Raw genomic sequence first — 15,447 nt, 5'->3', positions numbered from 1 at the left:
ACATTTGCAGCGTAGGTTAGTTGCAATTAAAAGCAGCTGAATTTCGCTTGTCAAGCGTTTAAAACATAAAAAACGCCAATATTTTAAAGCAGATAATAACCCCAGGGCTTCTTTTGCCTTTTTTTTTATTTGGTAAATTTCTTAAATATTTATAGCTAAACGACAATCGTCATCCCGCTGCTTGTTAGCGGGATCTATGCTTTGAGATACCGCGAATAAATCGCGGTATGACGTAGAGCTCGCGTTAGCTATACTTTTATGCTTACCAACTCAGTATCCAATCAAAATCCTGGATTTCAGTGTCAAGCGCTGAAATGACACCAAAAGGGCTACTGCTGTTTTGGATGGAAACCAGTGTCAGCTACTTGAATCTGCCACGCAAATTGCCTGCAAATTGCAATGTTCGTACAGCTGTGCGTCATGCGCTGGAATGGCATCAAGGGGTAACTTTTTATTTAAACAATGATTGTAAAATGATTATAATAAGAGATCTATTGAAATTTTAAAGTTATTAAATATTGACGCTATATACTTAAGTGTTAAAATAGAATGAAAAGTTTTTAGGAGTTTATATGGCAGCAGGTGGGAAAGCAAAGACAGCTAGTAAAAATAACCCTACTCAGCGTAAGAAAGCTGAGCAAAAAATGTATAAAGATAAACCGGTAAAACCTGTTAGATATATAGATCGTGATTCGCGCATGAATTATATGTCTGCTCAATATGACAACGGCAATCTGGTTGAAGATGAGGTAAGCGGCAATCCTATAAAGTGGGAAGCTGTATAATAATTATGGTTAAAGTTACTATTAATTCTAAGGAATGTGAAGTAGAGCATGGGCTCACTATAGTTCAAGCTTGTGAAGTTGTGGGCGTTGAAATTCCACGTTTTTGTTATCATGAGCGTTTAGCAATTGCTGGTAATTGCAGAATGTGTTTGGTTGAAGTGGAGGGTGGACCTCCAAAACCAGTAGCCTCTTGTGCAATGCCAGTTGCAGAAGGGATGGTTATTCACACTGATACCCCTAAGGTTAAAAAAGCACGTGAAGGTGTGCTTGAGTTTTTGCTAATTAACCACCCGCTTGATTGCCCAATTTGCGATCAAGGTGGTGAATGCGATTTGCAAGATATCACGATGGCTTATGGGAAAGGAACCAGCAGACTTGATGAGCATAGGAGGGCTGTGCCAAAAAAACACTTCGGACCACTGATTGAGACTGCGATGAATCGATGCATTCATTGCACTCGGTGTGTTAGATTTTTGTCTGATGTTGCAGGTACAAATGAACTTGGAGGAATCGGAAGGGGAGAAAATGTAGAGATTAGCACTTACACAAAAAGGCATATTAGTTCTGAATTATCCGGAAATATCATAGATCTCTGCCCGGTAGGAGCTTTAACTTCAAAGCCTTACTCCTTTACAGCGCGTCCATGGGAGCTATCACATTGTGAGACTATAGATGTGCTAGATGCTGTGGGTAGCGCAATTAGAGTTGATTATCGTGGCCCGGAGGTTATGAGGATATTACCAAGGCTGAGCGAAGAGGTAAATGAAGAATGGATATCAGATAAAACCCGCTTTGCCTATGATGGACTAAAAGTTCAGCGTCTTGATCGACCTTATATAAAAAAAGATGGTAAATTAGCCCCAGTTGATTGGAATGAAGCATTAACTGTTGCTGCAAAGAAATTAAAGAATACAAAATCAAATAAAATAGCTGCAATTGCAGGTGATTTGGAAGATTGTGAGTCTATGCTTCTACTCAAAGAAGTGATGCAGAAGCTCGGCTCGGGGAATATAGACTGTAGGCAAGATGGTGCAAAACTTATACCAAATAATCGTGGATCGTATGTGTTCAATACCACTATTGAAGGTATAGAGAATGCGGATTTGTGTCTGCTTATAAATACAAACCCAAGGATAGAAGCACCGATCATTAACGTAAGATTGAGAAAGAGATATTTACAGGGCAACTTTCCTGTTGCAAGTGTTGGTCCTAACATTGAATATTTGTATCATGTTGAGAAATTGGGCGATAATCCTGATATTTTGAGTGAAATAGCAAATGGAAGTCATAAATTCTGTGAGCTGCTGGTAGCTGCTCAAAACCCTATGCTGATTATCGGTCAAGATGCATTAGTAAGAGATGATTCTGAATTAGTTCTAGTTCTGGCTGGCAAAATTGCAGAAAAATTTAACATGATCAGAGATGACTGGAATGGCTTTAATGTGCTGCATAAAGCTGCAGCAAGAGTTGGTGGGCTAGATATTGGGTTTGTTCCTAAAAAAGGCGAAAGGGATATTAATCAAATATTGGAACATGCAGAAAGTGGTGAAATAGAAGTGGTTTATCTTCTTGGTGCAGATGAAATTGACACATCAAAGTTAGAAAACACATTTGTAATTTATCAAGGTCATCACGGTGATAAGGGTGCACATGTGGCAGATGTTATCTTGCCTGGTGCTGCATATACAGAAAAATATGCAACTTATGTAAACACTGAAGGTCGAGTGCAAAGAACAAATTTAGCTGTATTTCCTCCAGGTGAAGCAAAGGAGGACTGGTTAATTATTAAAAATCTCTCGCAATATTTGGATCTCTCCTTACCATATGATAGTTTATTTGACGTGAGAAAAAAATTAGATACTATCGGTCCACAGTTTAGAAATGCTGATCAAGTGATAAAAAACACATGGGTGCCAGTTAGCAATGGTAAAATAAATTTAAGTAATACACCTTTTACTTTAAAGGAGTGTAATTTTTATATGACGGATTCAATAAGTCGCGCTTCAAAAATAATGGCAGATTGTACTAAAGCTTTTTATGAACACGCTAATTAATATTTTATTTATTTTAGTACCGCTACTACTTTCAGTTGCATATTTGACATACTTTGAGCGTAAGGTCCTTGCTGCAATTCAACTGAGGCACGGCCCAAGTGTAGTTGGACCTTTTGGGCTATTGCAGCCATTTGCAGATGCTATTAAGCTCCTGATTAAGGAGCCGATAATACCATTTAGAGCGAGCACCATACTGTTCATTATGGCTCCAATGCTTACCTTTATCTTGGCATTAATTGCCTGGGCAGTTATACCGTTTGGTGCTGAAGTAATTGTAGAAAATGGCCAGCAAGTAGTTATTCCTAAGGTTATAGCAAATATTAATGTTGGAGTGCTTTATGTGCTAGCTATATCGTCGCTGGGAGTATACGGCGTGATTATTGCAGGCTGGTCAAGCAATTCTAATTATGCATTTCTTGGCGCTATACGGTCGGCTGCTCAGATGATTTCGTATGAAGTTTCAATAGGCTTAATAGTTGCTACAGTCGTTATTACCACTGGAACATTAAATCTTGGAGAGATGGTGGTAGCGAAACACAATATGCCATTTTGGGTTGATTTACTACTAATGCCTATAGGAATAATATTTTTTATTTCTTTGCTTGCAGAAACTAATCGTCACCCATTTGATTTACCAGAAGCTGAAGCAGAGCTTGTCTCTGGATATAACGTTGAATATTCATCCATGCCTTTTGCCCTCTTTTTTCTTGGAGAGTATGCAAATATGATTTTAGCAAGTGCTATGATGACAATATTCTTTCTGGGGGGATGGTATCCTCCGTTAGAACTTGGTTTGCTTTATAAAATTCCAGGTTTAATTTGGTTCGTTTTGAAGATAATTATACTTTTATTCGTATTTATTTGGATTAGAGCAACAATACCTCGTTATCGATATGATCAGCTAATGCGCCTTGGTTGGAAAGTATTTTTACCAATATCAGTGTTTTGGGTGATACTCATCTCAGGGGTGTTGCTCTTTACTGGGAATTTGCCTGGATCCAATGTTTAATTTCCCAAATACAAGATTAAGACGCAGGCGCTCGAGCAAATGGGTTCGCAATTTAACAAGTGAAAATAGTTTATCAGTAAATGATCTGGTTCTTCCTCTGTTTGTTCATGACAGAGAAGAAACAACTGAACCAATTTCTGGCTTACCAGGCGTAAAGTGTTATTCAATAGATGGATTAGTGTCTATAGTTAAGGAAGCTAAAGATTTAGGGATTAATGCTGTTGCAATTTTTCCTGTAGTTGATAGTAAACTAAAATCTGAAAACGCTGAGGAAGCATATAATTCTGACAACTTAATCTGCAGAGCAATTTGTGCTGTAAAATTAAAGGTACCTGAAATTGGTATTATTGCAGACGTTGCATTGGATCCATACACTATTCACGGCCATGACGGCATTTTAAAAGATAATCAGATGGATGTAGAAAACGATGAAACTATATCAGTGCTGTGTAAGCAAGCGTTTGCTTTAGCGAAAGCAGGATGTGATATAGTTGCTCCTTCTGATATGATGGATGGTAGAATAGGAAGAATCAGAAAATCATTAGATGATAACAACTTTCAAGACGTATTAATATTATCTTATGCAGTGAAATACTGCTCTAGCTTCTATGCTCCATTCAGGCAAGTCGTTGGTTCATGTGGGCTATCACATTCTATAGACAAAAGTGGTTATCAAATGGATTATAAAAATGCGCGCGAAGCAATGTGCGAAATTGAAATGGATATAAATGAAGGTGCAGACTTTATTATGATTAAACCAGGTATGCTATATTTAGATATTATCAAAACAGCAAGTGATAAGTTTAATTTTCCGATTTTTGCTTACCAAGTAAGCGGTGAGTACGCAATGATAAAAGCTGCTGCAAATAATAGCTGGCTAGATTATGACAAGGTGATTTATGAGTCTTTGATTGGTTTCAAACGTGCGGGTGCAAGTGCAATATTCACTTACGCTGCACTTGATATTGCAAAAAATTTAAGTGCATAAGCCCTATAAAATTATTAAATTTTTGGCGCACGTTCTTCTACTGTTGCTGCATATTACCTAAAATCTTTCAATACATGTTTTAAGTTGTTGATAAGTCCGTTACAATACAGTATTATAAATAATATAAACCAAGTGTTACTTAGAACATGGGGATTTTTTTTAAATTTTTGGGAAAGATGCTAGGTAAGGTTTTTCCTGCCAAAACAGTAAGCTCTCTTTTAGGAATAGGATATTTACCAAGTTGGCAGAACTATTGGTCTTCTTTTTTAATATTATTTATTGTCGATGTTATATTAATTCTTACATATGGAGGCGAATACTTACTATATAAAATGCCAAACTCAGGAATAGTTGTAGCTGCTGTTTTTACAAAATTGGCAATAGTTATGTTAGTAATGCAATTAATTGGAATATTTATTTTTCATGCTCAAGACCCTTCAGCAAACAGTGGTGAAGAAATAGTAATACAAATAGCGTCAGGGCAAGTACTGACTGTAGCACTTTCAATGCCAGCAATAATGTCAATTTATTATGCTGTAAGTAAACTCTATGGGAATATATGTAAGCAGATGTTTCAATGCCCATTTTGGTTTAATGATTTTATGCACTTTTTCTTTTTTCTTATGATACCTTACGTATTTTTTAATGTCGTAGAAGTGATAAAACCATGGCCAATAAGTTCAATACAGCTCAGCTATAATAATGCAATGTCAATTACATTTGAGGGGATTTTTCACACATTTTATGCGGTGATTTTACTGTATTTAACAGCATTTATATTCTGCGATTTAACTATGCATGATGCAATTGTCCTAAATAAAAGCATAATTCAGTATGTGAGGGAAAGTTCAGCAGTTTTAGGTGATTATTTACATGATACTGTTAAAAAAATAGGTATTGAATAGTACTTATTTATTTATATATTTAGTATAAAAAGTGTGCAATTTGTGTGAACTTACAAAGTATAATAAAAGAGTTACAAGATTTTTGGGCTAGTGAAGGATGTGTTATACTTCACTCATACACATCTGAAGTTGGTGCTGGCACATTACATCCTGCAACAATTATGTCTGCAATTGATACAAAACCGACAAAAATTGCATATCTACAACCAGTAATTAGGCCAGCAGATGGGCGCTATAGTGATAATCCTAATCGTTTGTATCAACATCACCAATATCAAGTTATAATAAAGCCATCTGGTAATAATTTACAAGACGTCTATTTAGATAGCTTAAAAGTTCTTGGCATATCTACAGAAAAATATGATATTAAGTTTGTTGAAGATGATTGGGAAAATCCAAGTGTTGGTGCATCAGGACTTGGTTGGGAAGTTACATGCAATGGAATGGAAGTAACACAGCTTACTTATATACAGCAAGTTGGAGGGATTGACTGCAAGATGATTCCTGGTGAGGTGGCATATGGGTTGGAACGTTTAGCAATGTGCATACAAGGTGTAGATAATGTTTATGATATAATTTGGAACGATAACGGTGTAACTTACGGAAATATTTTTAAACAAAGAGAATATGAATTTTCTTATCTAGCATTAGATTATTATGATACTAAAGTGGTACAGCAGCAATTCGAAGATACGGAAAAATTGTGCAAGTTCCTTATTGAAAAGGAGCTACCAATGGCAGCTTATGACCAATGTATTAAAACTAGTCACCTACTTAATCTGCTTGATGCAAGAGGTGTGCTTGGTGTGAATGAACGTACAGCTTATATTGGTAGAGTTAGAGAGCTGACAAAAAGATGTTGTGAATTGTACATGAGTAAATAGCGTATGTCATTGCAGTTATTATTTGAGTGCCTTTCAGAAGAAATACCACCGAGAATGCAGAATGTAGCTGCAACTCAAGTTAAGAGCTGTATTGCCAATGTTTTTAACAAAAATAATGTAAAATTTACATCAATGGAGGTTTTTGTAACGGCACGTCGCATTACCCTATTTGTTGACAACATAAATGCTTTGGAGCTAAAGGATTCCAATAACGAAGTTAAGGGACCAAACATTAACGCACCAAAAAGTGCTATCGAAGGTTTTTTAAGAAAATATCAGAAAAATGAAGAAGATTTGCTCGTTCGAAAAGTAAATAATGAGGATTTTTACTTCATTAAAAGAGAAAGCTGCTCATTTAACATCAGAGAATTCCTCAAAAATCAACTAGGAGAAATATTAAAAAATTTCTCTTGGCCAAAAAGTATGAGATGGGGCGAAGGAAAAGAAAGGTGGGTTAGACCAATTAAAAACATTTTATGCATTTTAAATGACGAAATAATATCTGTGTCTTTTGCAGGGATTACAGCATCTAACGCAACATATGGCCATCGATTTCTTTCAAGTGGTACGGCGCTTACTGTTAAAACACCTAAAGACTATTTTGAATTGCTAGAAAAAAACAGTGTAATTCTCCAAATGGACAAAAGAAAGCAATTTATACTAGATCAGATTAATAAATTCACAAAAGAGCAGAATTTACAACTTGAGAAAAATGATTATTTACTAAATGAATTGACAGGGCTTATAGAGTGGCCAATCGTACTGTTTGGTGAAGTGAATCAAGAAAAGTCATTTGGATTACCGAAGGAAGTAATACTTAGTATAGTTAATACACAACAAAAATACCTTGCTTTAAGTAATGGAAAGAGAATTTCACACTTTGTCACTGTTGTCAACGTCAACAATGGTGAAGTTGTTAAAGGACACGAAAGAATATTAGAAGCACGTCTTGCTGATGCCCAATTTTTAATATCTCAAGATAAAAAGGAAAATCTAGATTATTATGTCAAAAGATTAGGTTCAATATTATTTCATGCTTCACTTGGCAGCGTGGGGGAAAAGGTGAAGCGTATTACGGCTCTGTCAAAGTATATAGCTATATTTATTCCACATGCTTCGCTGATAAAAGTTGAACGTGCTGCATATTTGGCAAAAGCTGATTTGGCAGCATCGATAGTAAGAGAGTTTCCAGAATTACAAGGAGTAATGGGTGGATATTATGCTTCTTATTTTCAAGAAGATAGAGAAATAGTGGAAGCTATAACTGAGCATTATAAGCCAATCGGGCCAGAGCAGGAGTGTCCTAAATCTCCTTCAGCAATTGCTGTGTCAATTGCAGACAAAGTGGATAGCTTAGTTGGTTTAATTGCAGCAGGTGAGAAAATCTCTGGTTCGTATGATAAGTTTGGTTTGCGGAGAATGACAATTGGTATCATTAGGACAATACTTGAAAATAATTTGCATATTCCAATTAGGCTATTGATAGATAAGTCAGTATCTTTATATTCAAGGCTTCTATTTAATAAAAATACAACGTCAGCTGATAAGCCAAATAGAAAACAAATTTCAGAACTAGTATTTAAATTCTGCTTAGAAAGATTCAAGGTTATTTTAAAAAATAGAAATATAAGGCAAGATGTTGTAGATTCAATACTATATAAAATCGGTATTAATGATCTGCTGACAGCAGAAAAGCAAACTGTTATATTGGATCGTTATCTTAGTACGCCAGAAGGTGAACAGATTCTAAGCACTTATAAAAGAGTCAGTAACATGATGAGCAAAGTAAGAAAAAGTGATGGCACTACTTATAGTGCATCTTACGGTAAGAGGTTTTTGATTGAAAGTGAAGAAATTGCGCTATCAAATTGTGCTATAACTGCTTGTAAAAACATAAAACAAGCGATAAAAAATAACCACTTTAATGTAGCACTTGATGAACTTGCTGGTTTTGCTCCGTTTATCAATCAGTTTATGGACAGTGTAAAGATTAACTGTGATTCTGATAAGCTGAGGAGAAACAGATTATCTTTGCTTGAAAATGTAGTTTCCGTCTTTCATTTAGTAGCAGATTTTAACCTCATACAGGTTAAACAATGGATAAATGCTCAGGCAATATAAAGAACAAATCAAATCATCTCCACAGTCCTGTGGCGTGTATAAGATGGTCGGAGATAAGAATAAAGTTTTATATGTTGGAAAAGCAAAAAACTTAAAGTTAAGGTTATCCGACTACCTTCAATTCGAAAATCTTTCTGAACGAATTAGAGTTATGCTCTCACAAGTTATTAAGGTTGAAATATTCATCACTGAGAATGAAATCGAAGCACTGCTTCTTGAAGCACAGCTAATAAAATCGTTGAAACCACCTTATAATATTGTGCTTAAGGATGGAAAATCTTATCCTTATATAACAATTTCCAAGCACGATTATCCAAGAATAGCAAAATATAGAGGCAAATTTAAGAAGAATGAGTTTCATTATTATGGTCCCTTTACATCTGCCGCTGCTGTTAAGCAAACTATATTGTCATTGCAAAAAGCTTTTCTCCTAAGAGTATGTTCAGATCAATACTTTTCCTCAACAAAAAGACCATGTATTGAATATCAAATTAAGCGCTGCTCAGCACCATGCATAAATAAAATCACAAAAGACGACTACTGCCAATCAGTAAAACAGGCAGGAAATACATTGCTTGGAAGAAATAAGGAAGTGAAAGAACAGTTACTTTTCACAATGAGAAAGTGCAGCAGTGAAGAAAACTATGAGCTTGCTGCTATATATAGAGATCGGGTAAAGTTTCTTGAGCAAATTCAAATACAGCACACGGATTTTTCTTTTGAAAAAGATGCAGATTTCTTCAGTATTGTACGTGAAGAGGATCTAGCATGTATTAGTGTGTTATCGTTCAGAAATAAAGACAACTACGGCAGCACTCCTTACTTTGCCGAGAACTGTGGTGATCACTCAAATGATGAAATTTTATCCACTTTTTTGGTCAATTTTTATAATTCAGCTAACATACCTCCAATACAAATTTACGTTCCAGATTCTATTGTGGATAAGGAAATTATAGAACAAGCACTATATAAGGTTGCTCAAAAGCCAGTAAAAGTTCTGCATGCAAAGAATAAAAAAGAGCGTGATTTATTGAAATTTGTTTATGATAACTCTCAGCATAGCTTAGAGCAGAAGCTTATCGATTATAGAAATAACCTAGAAAAGCTTGAGGAGCTTAGCAAAATCTTCTTGTTACCAAATATTCCAAAGCGTATTGAAGTTTATGACAATAGCCATATATTTGGAAATCAACAAATTGGTGTAATGGTTGTTGCAGGGCAGGAGGGTTTTTTAAAGAGTGAGTACAGAAAATTTACTATAAAGGAAAAATTTTCAGGCGATGACTATAAAATGATGAGGGAAGTGCTAACCAGACGTTTCTCCGGCAATATAAAAGGCATAATACCTGATTTTTTACTGATTGATGGTGGACCAGGACATGTTTCCATAGTACAGAATGTACTGGAAGTATTGAATATAAACGTTCCTTTTGCTTGTATGGCAAAAGGTCCTGATCGTAACGCAGGAAATGAAAGATTTTATATGCTGGGCAGGGAAGAATTCAGTCTGGCAAATGACAGCAAAGTCATGCTTTACTTACAATCGCTGCGTAATGAAGCCCACCGTTTTGCGATAACTTCACATAGAAAAAAACGCGATAAACAGTTTATAGTTTCACAATTAAGCAAAATACCCGGCATTGGCAACAAAAGAAAAAAAGCGTTGATGTCTTATTTTGGTTCAGTGAAAAATATAAGCAAAGCTTCTCTGGCTGAAATTCAAAACGTACCTGGAATTAGTAAAGGTTTAGCAGAAGTCATTCTTAAATACGTGAATTATAAGAGAGGAGTACTGGAATGACACAAAACCCGTTTTATTATTAGGGAATTTATATCTTAAAACCGCAAAAAAAGGTGTGCGTATTTGTGAAAAAAAAATCTCCATAAAATTTGTGAAGCAATGTGGTGGGACTAGTGCGATTCGAACGCACGACCTTCGGATTAGGAGTCCAACGCTCTATCCTGCTGAGCTATAGTCCCGTGTTTCCTACCATTTATGTAAAGTTATAGCAAAAAATCCTTCTCTTTTCTAGATTTCTTGCATAACCAATTTATGACGACAAAAAACATTTCTGTACTTCTTGAGTATAATGCTATTATATTTAATAACATGGTTTAAGTAAGATTAATGCTAGTTAACAACATTGGTTATTTCTATAACAATCAAAACGACTTTGCTTTAAGCAATATAAACATTAAAGTAAAGAAAGGAAATGTTGCATGTTTATTGGGGCATTCTGGCTGTGGCAAGTCAACAATTTTGAAATTAATTGCGGGGATAGAAAATCCAAAATCTGGAACTATTTTTATAAATGATAGGTTAGTTGCAAGCAATAAGGCATCAGTCGCTATAGAACATAGAAATATCGGATTGATTTTTCAGCATTCTGCATTATTTCCTCATAAAACAGTAGTAGAAAATATAACCTTTGCTATCCGCAGCTCTTTCAAGAGAGAAAAGCACCTAATTGCATTGGAAATCTTGAAGTTACTCAATATAGAAAAATACGAAAATATGTACCCTAACGCCTTATCTGGAGGACAGCAACAATTAGTTGCAATAGCAAGAGTGATGGCACAAAACCCTGATGTTGTGTTGTTAGATGAACCATTTTCTAATTTAGATATACTGCTCAAGTGCCGAATAAGACAACATATATTGTCCCTTTTCAGAAGTAAAAATATCCCTGTGCTAATGGTAACTCATGACCCGCAAGAAGCATTGAAAGTTGCAGATTTTATCTACGTAATGAAAAATGGTAAAATTATTCAATCAGGAGTTTCTAGCGATATATACCATAAGCCTAAAGACGATACGCTAGCAAAGTTTTTTAGTGAGCTCTCTTCTACTCTACAGTTAAGCGAAAAGTTTCCACTTATTCGCTGCAAGAAAATAATCTAGTTTGGGATTGTTATAAAATAATTAAAAAACCTTGATTTATAATTAAATAAAGGTGATATAATCTATGTGTTACTTGACTTCAGTCAAGTTTTAATATTTAAAGGTCAATATTTTAAATGGAGGTGAAAATGAGTTTAGGACCATGGCAATTGTTTCTAGTCTTAATAATAATTTTAGTTCTGTTTGGTGCAGGCAGATTACCGCAAGTTATGGGTGATTTAGGAAAAGGCATCAAAAACCTTAAACAGGAGCTTAAGGACTCAGAAAAATTATCGTCTAACGAACCAGATCGTTAGCGTCCTCATACTTCGTGACATGCACCTTAGTGCATGTCATCTGTTTAAAAACTTAGTCAGGTTAAAAAATGAAAGAGATGAAATGTTGGTATGAAATAAATAACGAATATTGAAATACAGCAATAATTACGTTAGTTTAAAAGGAATAGTTTGATTAAAGGATAATTGTGCAAGAAAAAGATAAAAAATTAGCTTCTGATATTCTAAAAGAGGTTGCAGACACCAATAACAATCATAGCGACAAAGTAACTTTGTTTGACATTAAAACAGCTTTGCATGAGCGCGGTTTTGGTATTTTAATAATCATCTTCTCCTTACCGCTATCGGTGCCTATACCGGTTCCACCTGGTTATACAACTATTCTTTCTATACCTTTAATCTTATTCTCATTGCAGCTTTTATTTGGATTTGATTCTCCTTGGATGCCCAGTTGGCTAGAAAGAAAATCTTTTCAGCGTTCAACACTAGCTCTTGTGGTAGAGAAAACTTCCCCTGTATTAGAAAAAATAGAAAAATTCATGAAGCCAAGACTGTCTTTCATTTTCTATGGGCCTGGTGAGAAGATTCTGGCTTTTATGATGTTGCTTTGTGCAATAATAATAGCTCTTCCATTACCTTTTACTCACTTCCTTCCTGCAATTGGCACAACTCTTATTTCACTTGGTATTATGAGTAAAGACGGGTTTCTATCCATATTGGGAGTTTTAGTGTCATTGTGTGCATTGTTGCTTACTCTTGTTGTAATAGTCAAAGGACCACAACTTATAACCGGAGCACTTTCTCTTCTTAAAAGCTTTACAACACTTTAACAAAAGAACGAATTACCAGCGCAAAATGAATAATGCATATTGAAATAAAACAATAATTGTGTTAAGAATTATTTTTATCAAAGGTTTTTCGTGTCAAAAAATGATAAGTTGACTAAAAGTGATAAATTAGCTTCTGATATTCTAAAAGAGGTTGCAGATGCCAATAACAATGATAGCGATAAAGTAACTTTGTTTGACATTAAAACAGCTTTGCATGAGCGTGGTTTTGGTATTTTAATAATCAGCTTCTCCTTGCCGCTATCGGTGCCTATACCGGTTCCACCTGGTTATACAACTATTCTTTCTATACCTTTAATCTTATTCTCATTGCAGCTTTTATTTGGATTTGATTCTCCTTGGATGCCCAGTTGGCTAGAAAGAAGATCTTTTCAACGTTCAACACTAGCTCTTGTGGTGGAAAAAACTTCTCCAGCATTAAAAAAAATAGAAAAGTTCATGAGACCAAGAATGTCTTTTATTTTCTATGGGCCCGGTGAAAAAATTTTAGCTTTTATAATGCTGCTTTGTGCGTTATCAATAGCTCTTCCACTACCTCTTACTAACTTCATTCCTGCAATTGGTACGACTCTTATTTCGCTTGGTATCATGAGTAAAGATGGATTTTTATCCATATTGGGAGTTTTAATATCATTGTGTGGGTTATTGCTTACTCTTGTTGTAGTAGTCAAAGGGCCACAACTTATCATTGGGGCATTTTCTTTTCTCAAAAGCTTTGTATATGGTTAGGCTTTACAATACCTTAACAAAAAAAAAGGAACTTTTTACACCAATCGATAAAGATCATGTGAAAATGTATGTTTGCGGACCAACAGTATATGACACAGCACATATAGGCAATGCACGGTCTGTTATTGTTTATGATGTGTTATTTCAGCTACTTAAGTTTTGTTATGGCAAAGTTACTTATGTGCGTAACATAACCGACATTGATGATAAGATAATTAATGTAGCAAGTGAAAAAAATAGCAACATAGAAAGTATCAGCACATATTACACCAAGGCTTTTCATGAAGATATGAGAAGCATAAATTGTGCAGAGCCAACACACGAGCCAAAAGCAACGAAAAACATAAATTATATTATAGAACTAATTAAACATTTGCTGCAATCTGGCCACGCTTACGAATCCAATAAACATGTATATTTTAGTGTAGAATCTTACCATGAATATGGTGCTTTATCAGGAAAAAAAACTGATGAATTGGTTCCAGGTAGCAGAGTTGAAGTTAATGAAAGTAAAAAGCACCCGGGAGATTTTGTGCTGTGGAAGCCTGCAAGTGATATTGACTACAAACTTTCAAGTTATTGGAATAGCCCATGGGGAGAGGGCAGGCCTGGATGGCATATAGAATGCTCAGCAATGTCATATGCTTATCTTGGCAAAGATTTTGATATTCATGGTGGCGGCATAGATTTACAATTTCCTCACCATGAAAATGAAATTGCACAGAGTAAGTCTGCATTTGCTGGATCAATGTTTGCAAAATACTGGATACATAACGGTTTTCTTACAGTAAATGAAGAGAAAATGAGCAAGTCCTTATTTAATATAGTCAAAGTAAGGGATTTGCTAGATAGTGGAATAAAGGGTGAAGTAATACGCTATGCACTGCTCAAAACTCACTACAGAAAACCACTTGATTGGACAGAAAACGTTATTTCTGACGCACAGGAAACCTTAAATAAATTTAATCGGCTATCACGTGGTTTAGATACAATAAATATTGATGAAAGTAACGCAGAGATTTCTAAAGATTTTATAGACGCTTTAAAAAACGACTTAAACATCCCTGAAGCTCTAGCTATATTACATGAAATGGCTGCAAAAATTAACAAAATGAGTAATGAAAGTGAAAAGCTTAAATTAACTGAGAGTTTTGTTAAAAGTGCCAGATTTATTGGTCTTCTTGAGTCAAGTTATGAAAAGTGGTTTGCTGTGGATGTAAATCATCAAGAAATAGAAAGGTTGATAGACTTAAGAAAAATTGCAAAAAAAAATAAAAATTACGATACTGCAGACAAAATAAGAAATCAGTTGAAACAAATGGGGATTACAATTTCTGACAATGAAGATGGTACAACAACCTGGTAAATTCATATGGAAAACTACTTCCTGTTATTCACAGATAGTCTAGTATCATCATTAGTCTTACCCATACATCAAGGTTTTGTGTTCAATACCATGCTTTATTTCAGGTCGTATCACACTCCACTACTTATGTTATTTTTTGGAGTACTAGGATCAAGCCTTGGTGGAATAGTTAACTGGTACTTAGGTAGAATAACAATCTCTATACGAAAATCATACCACAAACTAGAGAACGAGCATAAAACACCAAAAATCGTAAGAAATCTACTGATTTGTGCAGTTGCATTACTTTCATGGGTGCCAGCACTTGGAAGTGTGATTCAAATTTTATCAGGTTACTTCAAGTTAAACCTTTATATCCTTGCCCCTTTAATCATTCTATCTAATTTCTTCTATTTGTTATATCTAATACTTACTTTTGGAGTATAACAGCTATAGTACTACAGCTATTCAAGCCCACTTCTGTTATCCTATGCCCTGATAGAAGCGGAGCTATAAATTATAGCTCTTTCCATAAAAGTCCGGATGTGATAGGATAAGGATAGATGATGATAAGGAGGTTGAATGCCAGCAGCATATAGTTA

At 35.1% G+C, this 15,447-nt stretch carries 14 protein-coding genes and 1 tRNA gene; 14 read left to right on the top strand and 1 reads right to left on the bottom strand.

What is annotated here, in order from left to right; all coding sequences use genetic code 11:
• Nucleotides 1-572 precede the first annotated feature (572 nt).
• From OZD66_RS04335 to uvrC, 8 genes are all read left to right on the top strand, one after another.
• The gene (locus OZD66_RS04335) at nt 573-785 is read left to right on the top strand and encodes a hypothetical protein (RefSeq protein ID WP_006279675.1); all 213 of its coding nucleotides are present in this window, start codon (nt 573-575) and stop codon (nt 783-785) included.
• A 5-nt stretch (nt 786-790) separates the two neighbouring features.
• Nucleotides 791-2,839, top strand: coding sequence for an NADH-quinone oxidoreductase subunit NuoG (gene nuoG, locus OZD66_RS04330; RefSeq protein WP_182366299.1), 2,049 nt, complete (start codon nt 791-793; stop codon nt 2,837-2,839).
• The gene (nuoH, locus tag OZD66_RS04325) at nt 2,823-3,848 is read left to right on the top strand and encodes an NADH-quinone oxidoreductase subunit NuoH (protein WP_182366296.1); all 1,026 of its coding nucleotides are present in this window, start codon (nt 2,823-2,825) and stop codon (nt 3,846-3,848) included. Before nuoG ends, nuoH begins: the two co-directional genes overlap by 17 nt.
• A complete protein-coding gene (gene hemB / locus OZD66_RS04320; RefSeq protein WP_182366293.1) occupies nt 3,841-4,836 on the top strand; it encodes a porphobilinogen synthase in 996 nt (331 codons plus the stop codon). Before nuoH ends, hemB begins: the two co-directional genes overlap by 8 nt.
• 146 nt (nt 4,837-4,982) lie before the next feature.
• Entirely contained in the window at nt 4,983-5,741 is a 759-nt protein-coding gene (locus tag OZD66_RS04315; RefSeq protein ID WP_182366290.1) for a phosphatidylglycerophosphatase, read from the top strand.
• A gap of 44 nt (nt 5,742-5,785) precedes the next feature.
• Nucleotides 5,786-6,625: a glycine--tRNA ligase subunit alpha gene (locus OZD66_RS04310; RefSeq protein ID WP_182366288.1), complete on the top strand. Its 840-nt coding sequence runs from the start codon at nt 5,786-5,788 to the stop codon at nt 6,623-6,625.
• Between the two features lie 3 nt (nt 6,626-6,628).
• On the top strand, nt 6,629-8,746 hold the full coding sequence (glyS, locus tag OZD66_RS04305) for a glycine--tRNA ligase subunit beta (protein WP_182366285.1): 2,118 nt from the start codon (nt 6,629-6,631) through the stop codon (nt 8,744-8,746).
• Complete coding sequence (uvrC, locus tag OZD66_RS04300) at nt 8,730-10,547, top strand: excinuclease ABC subunit UvrC (RefSeq protein WP_182366283.1); 1,818 nt, start codon at nt 8,730-8,732, stop codon at nt 10,545-10,547. Before glyS ends, uvrC begins: the two co-directional genes overlap by 17 nt.
• 102 nt (nt 10,548-10,649) lie before the next feature.
• On the opposite strand, the gene OZD66_RS04295 is transcribed toward uvrC, so the two are convergent.
• A tRNA-Arg gene (locus tag OZD66_RS04295) sits at nt 10,650-10,726 on the bottom strand.
• Nucleotides 10,727-10,874: 148 nt separating this feature from the next.
• On the opposite strand from OZD66_RS04295, the gene OZD66_RS04290 reads away from it, so the two are divergent.
• From OZD66_RS04290 to OZD66_RS04265, 6 genes are all read left to right on the top strand, one after another.
• Nucleotides 10,875-11,648 (top strand): ABC transporter ATP-binding protein, encoded by a 774-nt coding sequence (locus tag OZD66_RS04290; RefSeq protein ID WP_182366281.1) that lies wholly within the window; start codon nt 10,875-10,877, stop codon nt 11,646-11,648.
• 128 nt (nt 11,649-11,776) lie between these two features.
• Nucleotides 11,777-11,944: a twin-arginine translocase TatA gene (tatA, locus tag OZD66_RS04285; RefSeq protein WP_006013840.1), complete on the top strand. Its 168-nt coding sequence runs from the start codon at nt 11,777-11,779 to the stop codon at nt 11,942-11,944.
• 167 nt (nt 11,945-12,111) lie between these two features.
• Nucleotides 12,112-12,753: an exopolysaccharide biosynthesis protein gene (locus tag OZD66_RS04280; RefSeq protein ID WP_182366279.1), complete on the top strand. Its 642-nt coding sequence runs from the start codon at nt 12,112-12,114 to the stop codon at nt 12,751-12,753.
• A 90-nt stretch (nt 12,754-12,843) separates the two neighbouring features.
• Nucleotides 12,844-13,500, top strand: a complete 657-nt coding sequence (locus tag OZD66_RS04275; protein ID WP_182366277.1) for an exopolysaccharide biosynthesis protein — start codon at nt 12,844-12,846, stop codon at nt 13,498-13,500.
• On the top strand, nt 13,493-14,866 hold the full coding sequence (gene cysS, locus OZD66_RS04270) for a cysteine--tRNA ligase (RefSeq protein WP_182366276.1): 1,374 nt from the start codon (nt 13,493-13,495) through the stop codon (nt 14,864-14,866). The genes OZD66_RS04275 and cysS overlap by 8 nt, the downstream gene beginning before the upstream one ends.
• Before the next feature lie 6 nt (nt 14,867-14,872).
• The gene (locus OZD66_RS04265; protein WP_077188498.1) at nt 14,873-15,292 is read left to right on the top strand and encodes a YqaA family protein; all 420 of its coding nucleotides are present in this window, start codon (nt 14,873-14,875) and stop codon (nt 15,290-15,292) included.
• Nucleotides 15,293-15,447 lie beyond the last annotated feature (155 nt).

Origin of the sequence: Wolbachia endosymbiont of Drosophila baimaii, assembly GCF_028982185.1 — a bacterium.
Lineage (GTDB): Bacteria > Pseudomonadota > Alphaproteobacteria > Rickettsiales > Anaplasmataceae > Wolbachia > Wolbachia pipientis.
The sequence above is the reverse complement of the archived record's forward strand: the minus strand, read 5'-3'. Positions and strand labels throughout refer to the sequence as shown.

What these genes read in the sequence shown, in the direction of transcription:
- tatA (WP_006013840.1), top strand. Translation starts at nt 11,777, where the DNA reads ATGAGTTTAGGACCATGGCAATTGTTTCTAGTCTTAATAATAATTTTA.
- nuoG (WP_182366299.1), top strand. Translation starts at nt 791, where the DNA reads ATGGTTAAAGTTACTATTAATTCTAAGGAATGTGAAGTAGAGCATGGG.
- hemB (WP_182366293.1), top strand. Translation starts at nt 3,841, where the DNA reads ATGTTTAATTTCCCAAATACAAGATTAAGACGCAGGCGCTCGAGCAAA.
- OZD66_RS04315 (WP_182366290.1), top strand. Translation starts at nt 4,983, where the DNA reads ATGGGGATTTTTTTTAAATTTTTGGGAAAGATGCTAGGTAAGGTTTTT.
- glyS (WP_182366285.1), top strand. Translation starts at nt 6,629, where the DNA reads ATGTCATTGCAGTTATTATTTGAGTGCCTTTCAGAAGAAATACCACCG.
- OZD66_RS04290 (WP_182366281.1), top strand. Translation starts at nt 10,875, where the DNA reads ATGCTAGTTAACAACATTGGTTATTTCTATAACAATCAAAACGACTTT.
- OZD66_RS04265 (WP_077188498.1), top strand. Translation starts at nt 14,873, where the DNA reads ATGGAAAACTACTTCCTGTTATTCACAGATAGTCTAGTATCATCATTA.
- uvrC (WP_182366283.1), top strand. Translation starts at nt 8,730, where the DNA reads ATGCTCAGGCAATATAAAGAACAAATCAAATCATCTCCACAGTCCTGT.
- cysS (WP_182366276.1), top strand. Translation starts at nt 13,493, where the DNA reads ATGGTTAGGCTTTACAATACCTTAACAAAAAAAAAGGAACTTTTTACA.
- nuoH (WP_182366296.1), top strand. Translation starts at nt 2,823, where the DNA reads ATGAACACGCTAATTAATATTTTATTTATTTTAGTACCGCTACTACTT.
- OZD66_RS04335 (WP_006279675.1), top strand. Translation starts at nt 573, where the DNA reads ATGGCAGCAGGTGGGAAAGCAAAGACAGCTAGTAAAAATAACCCTACT.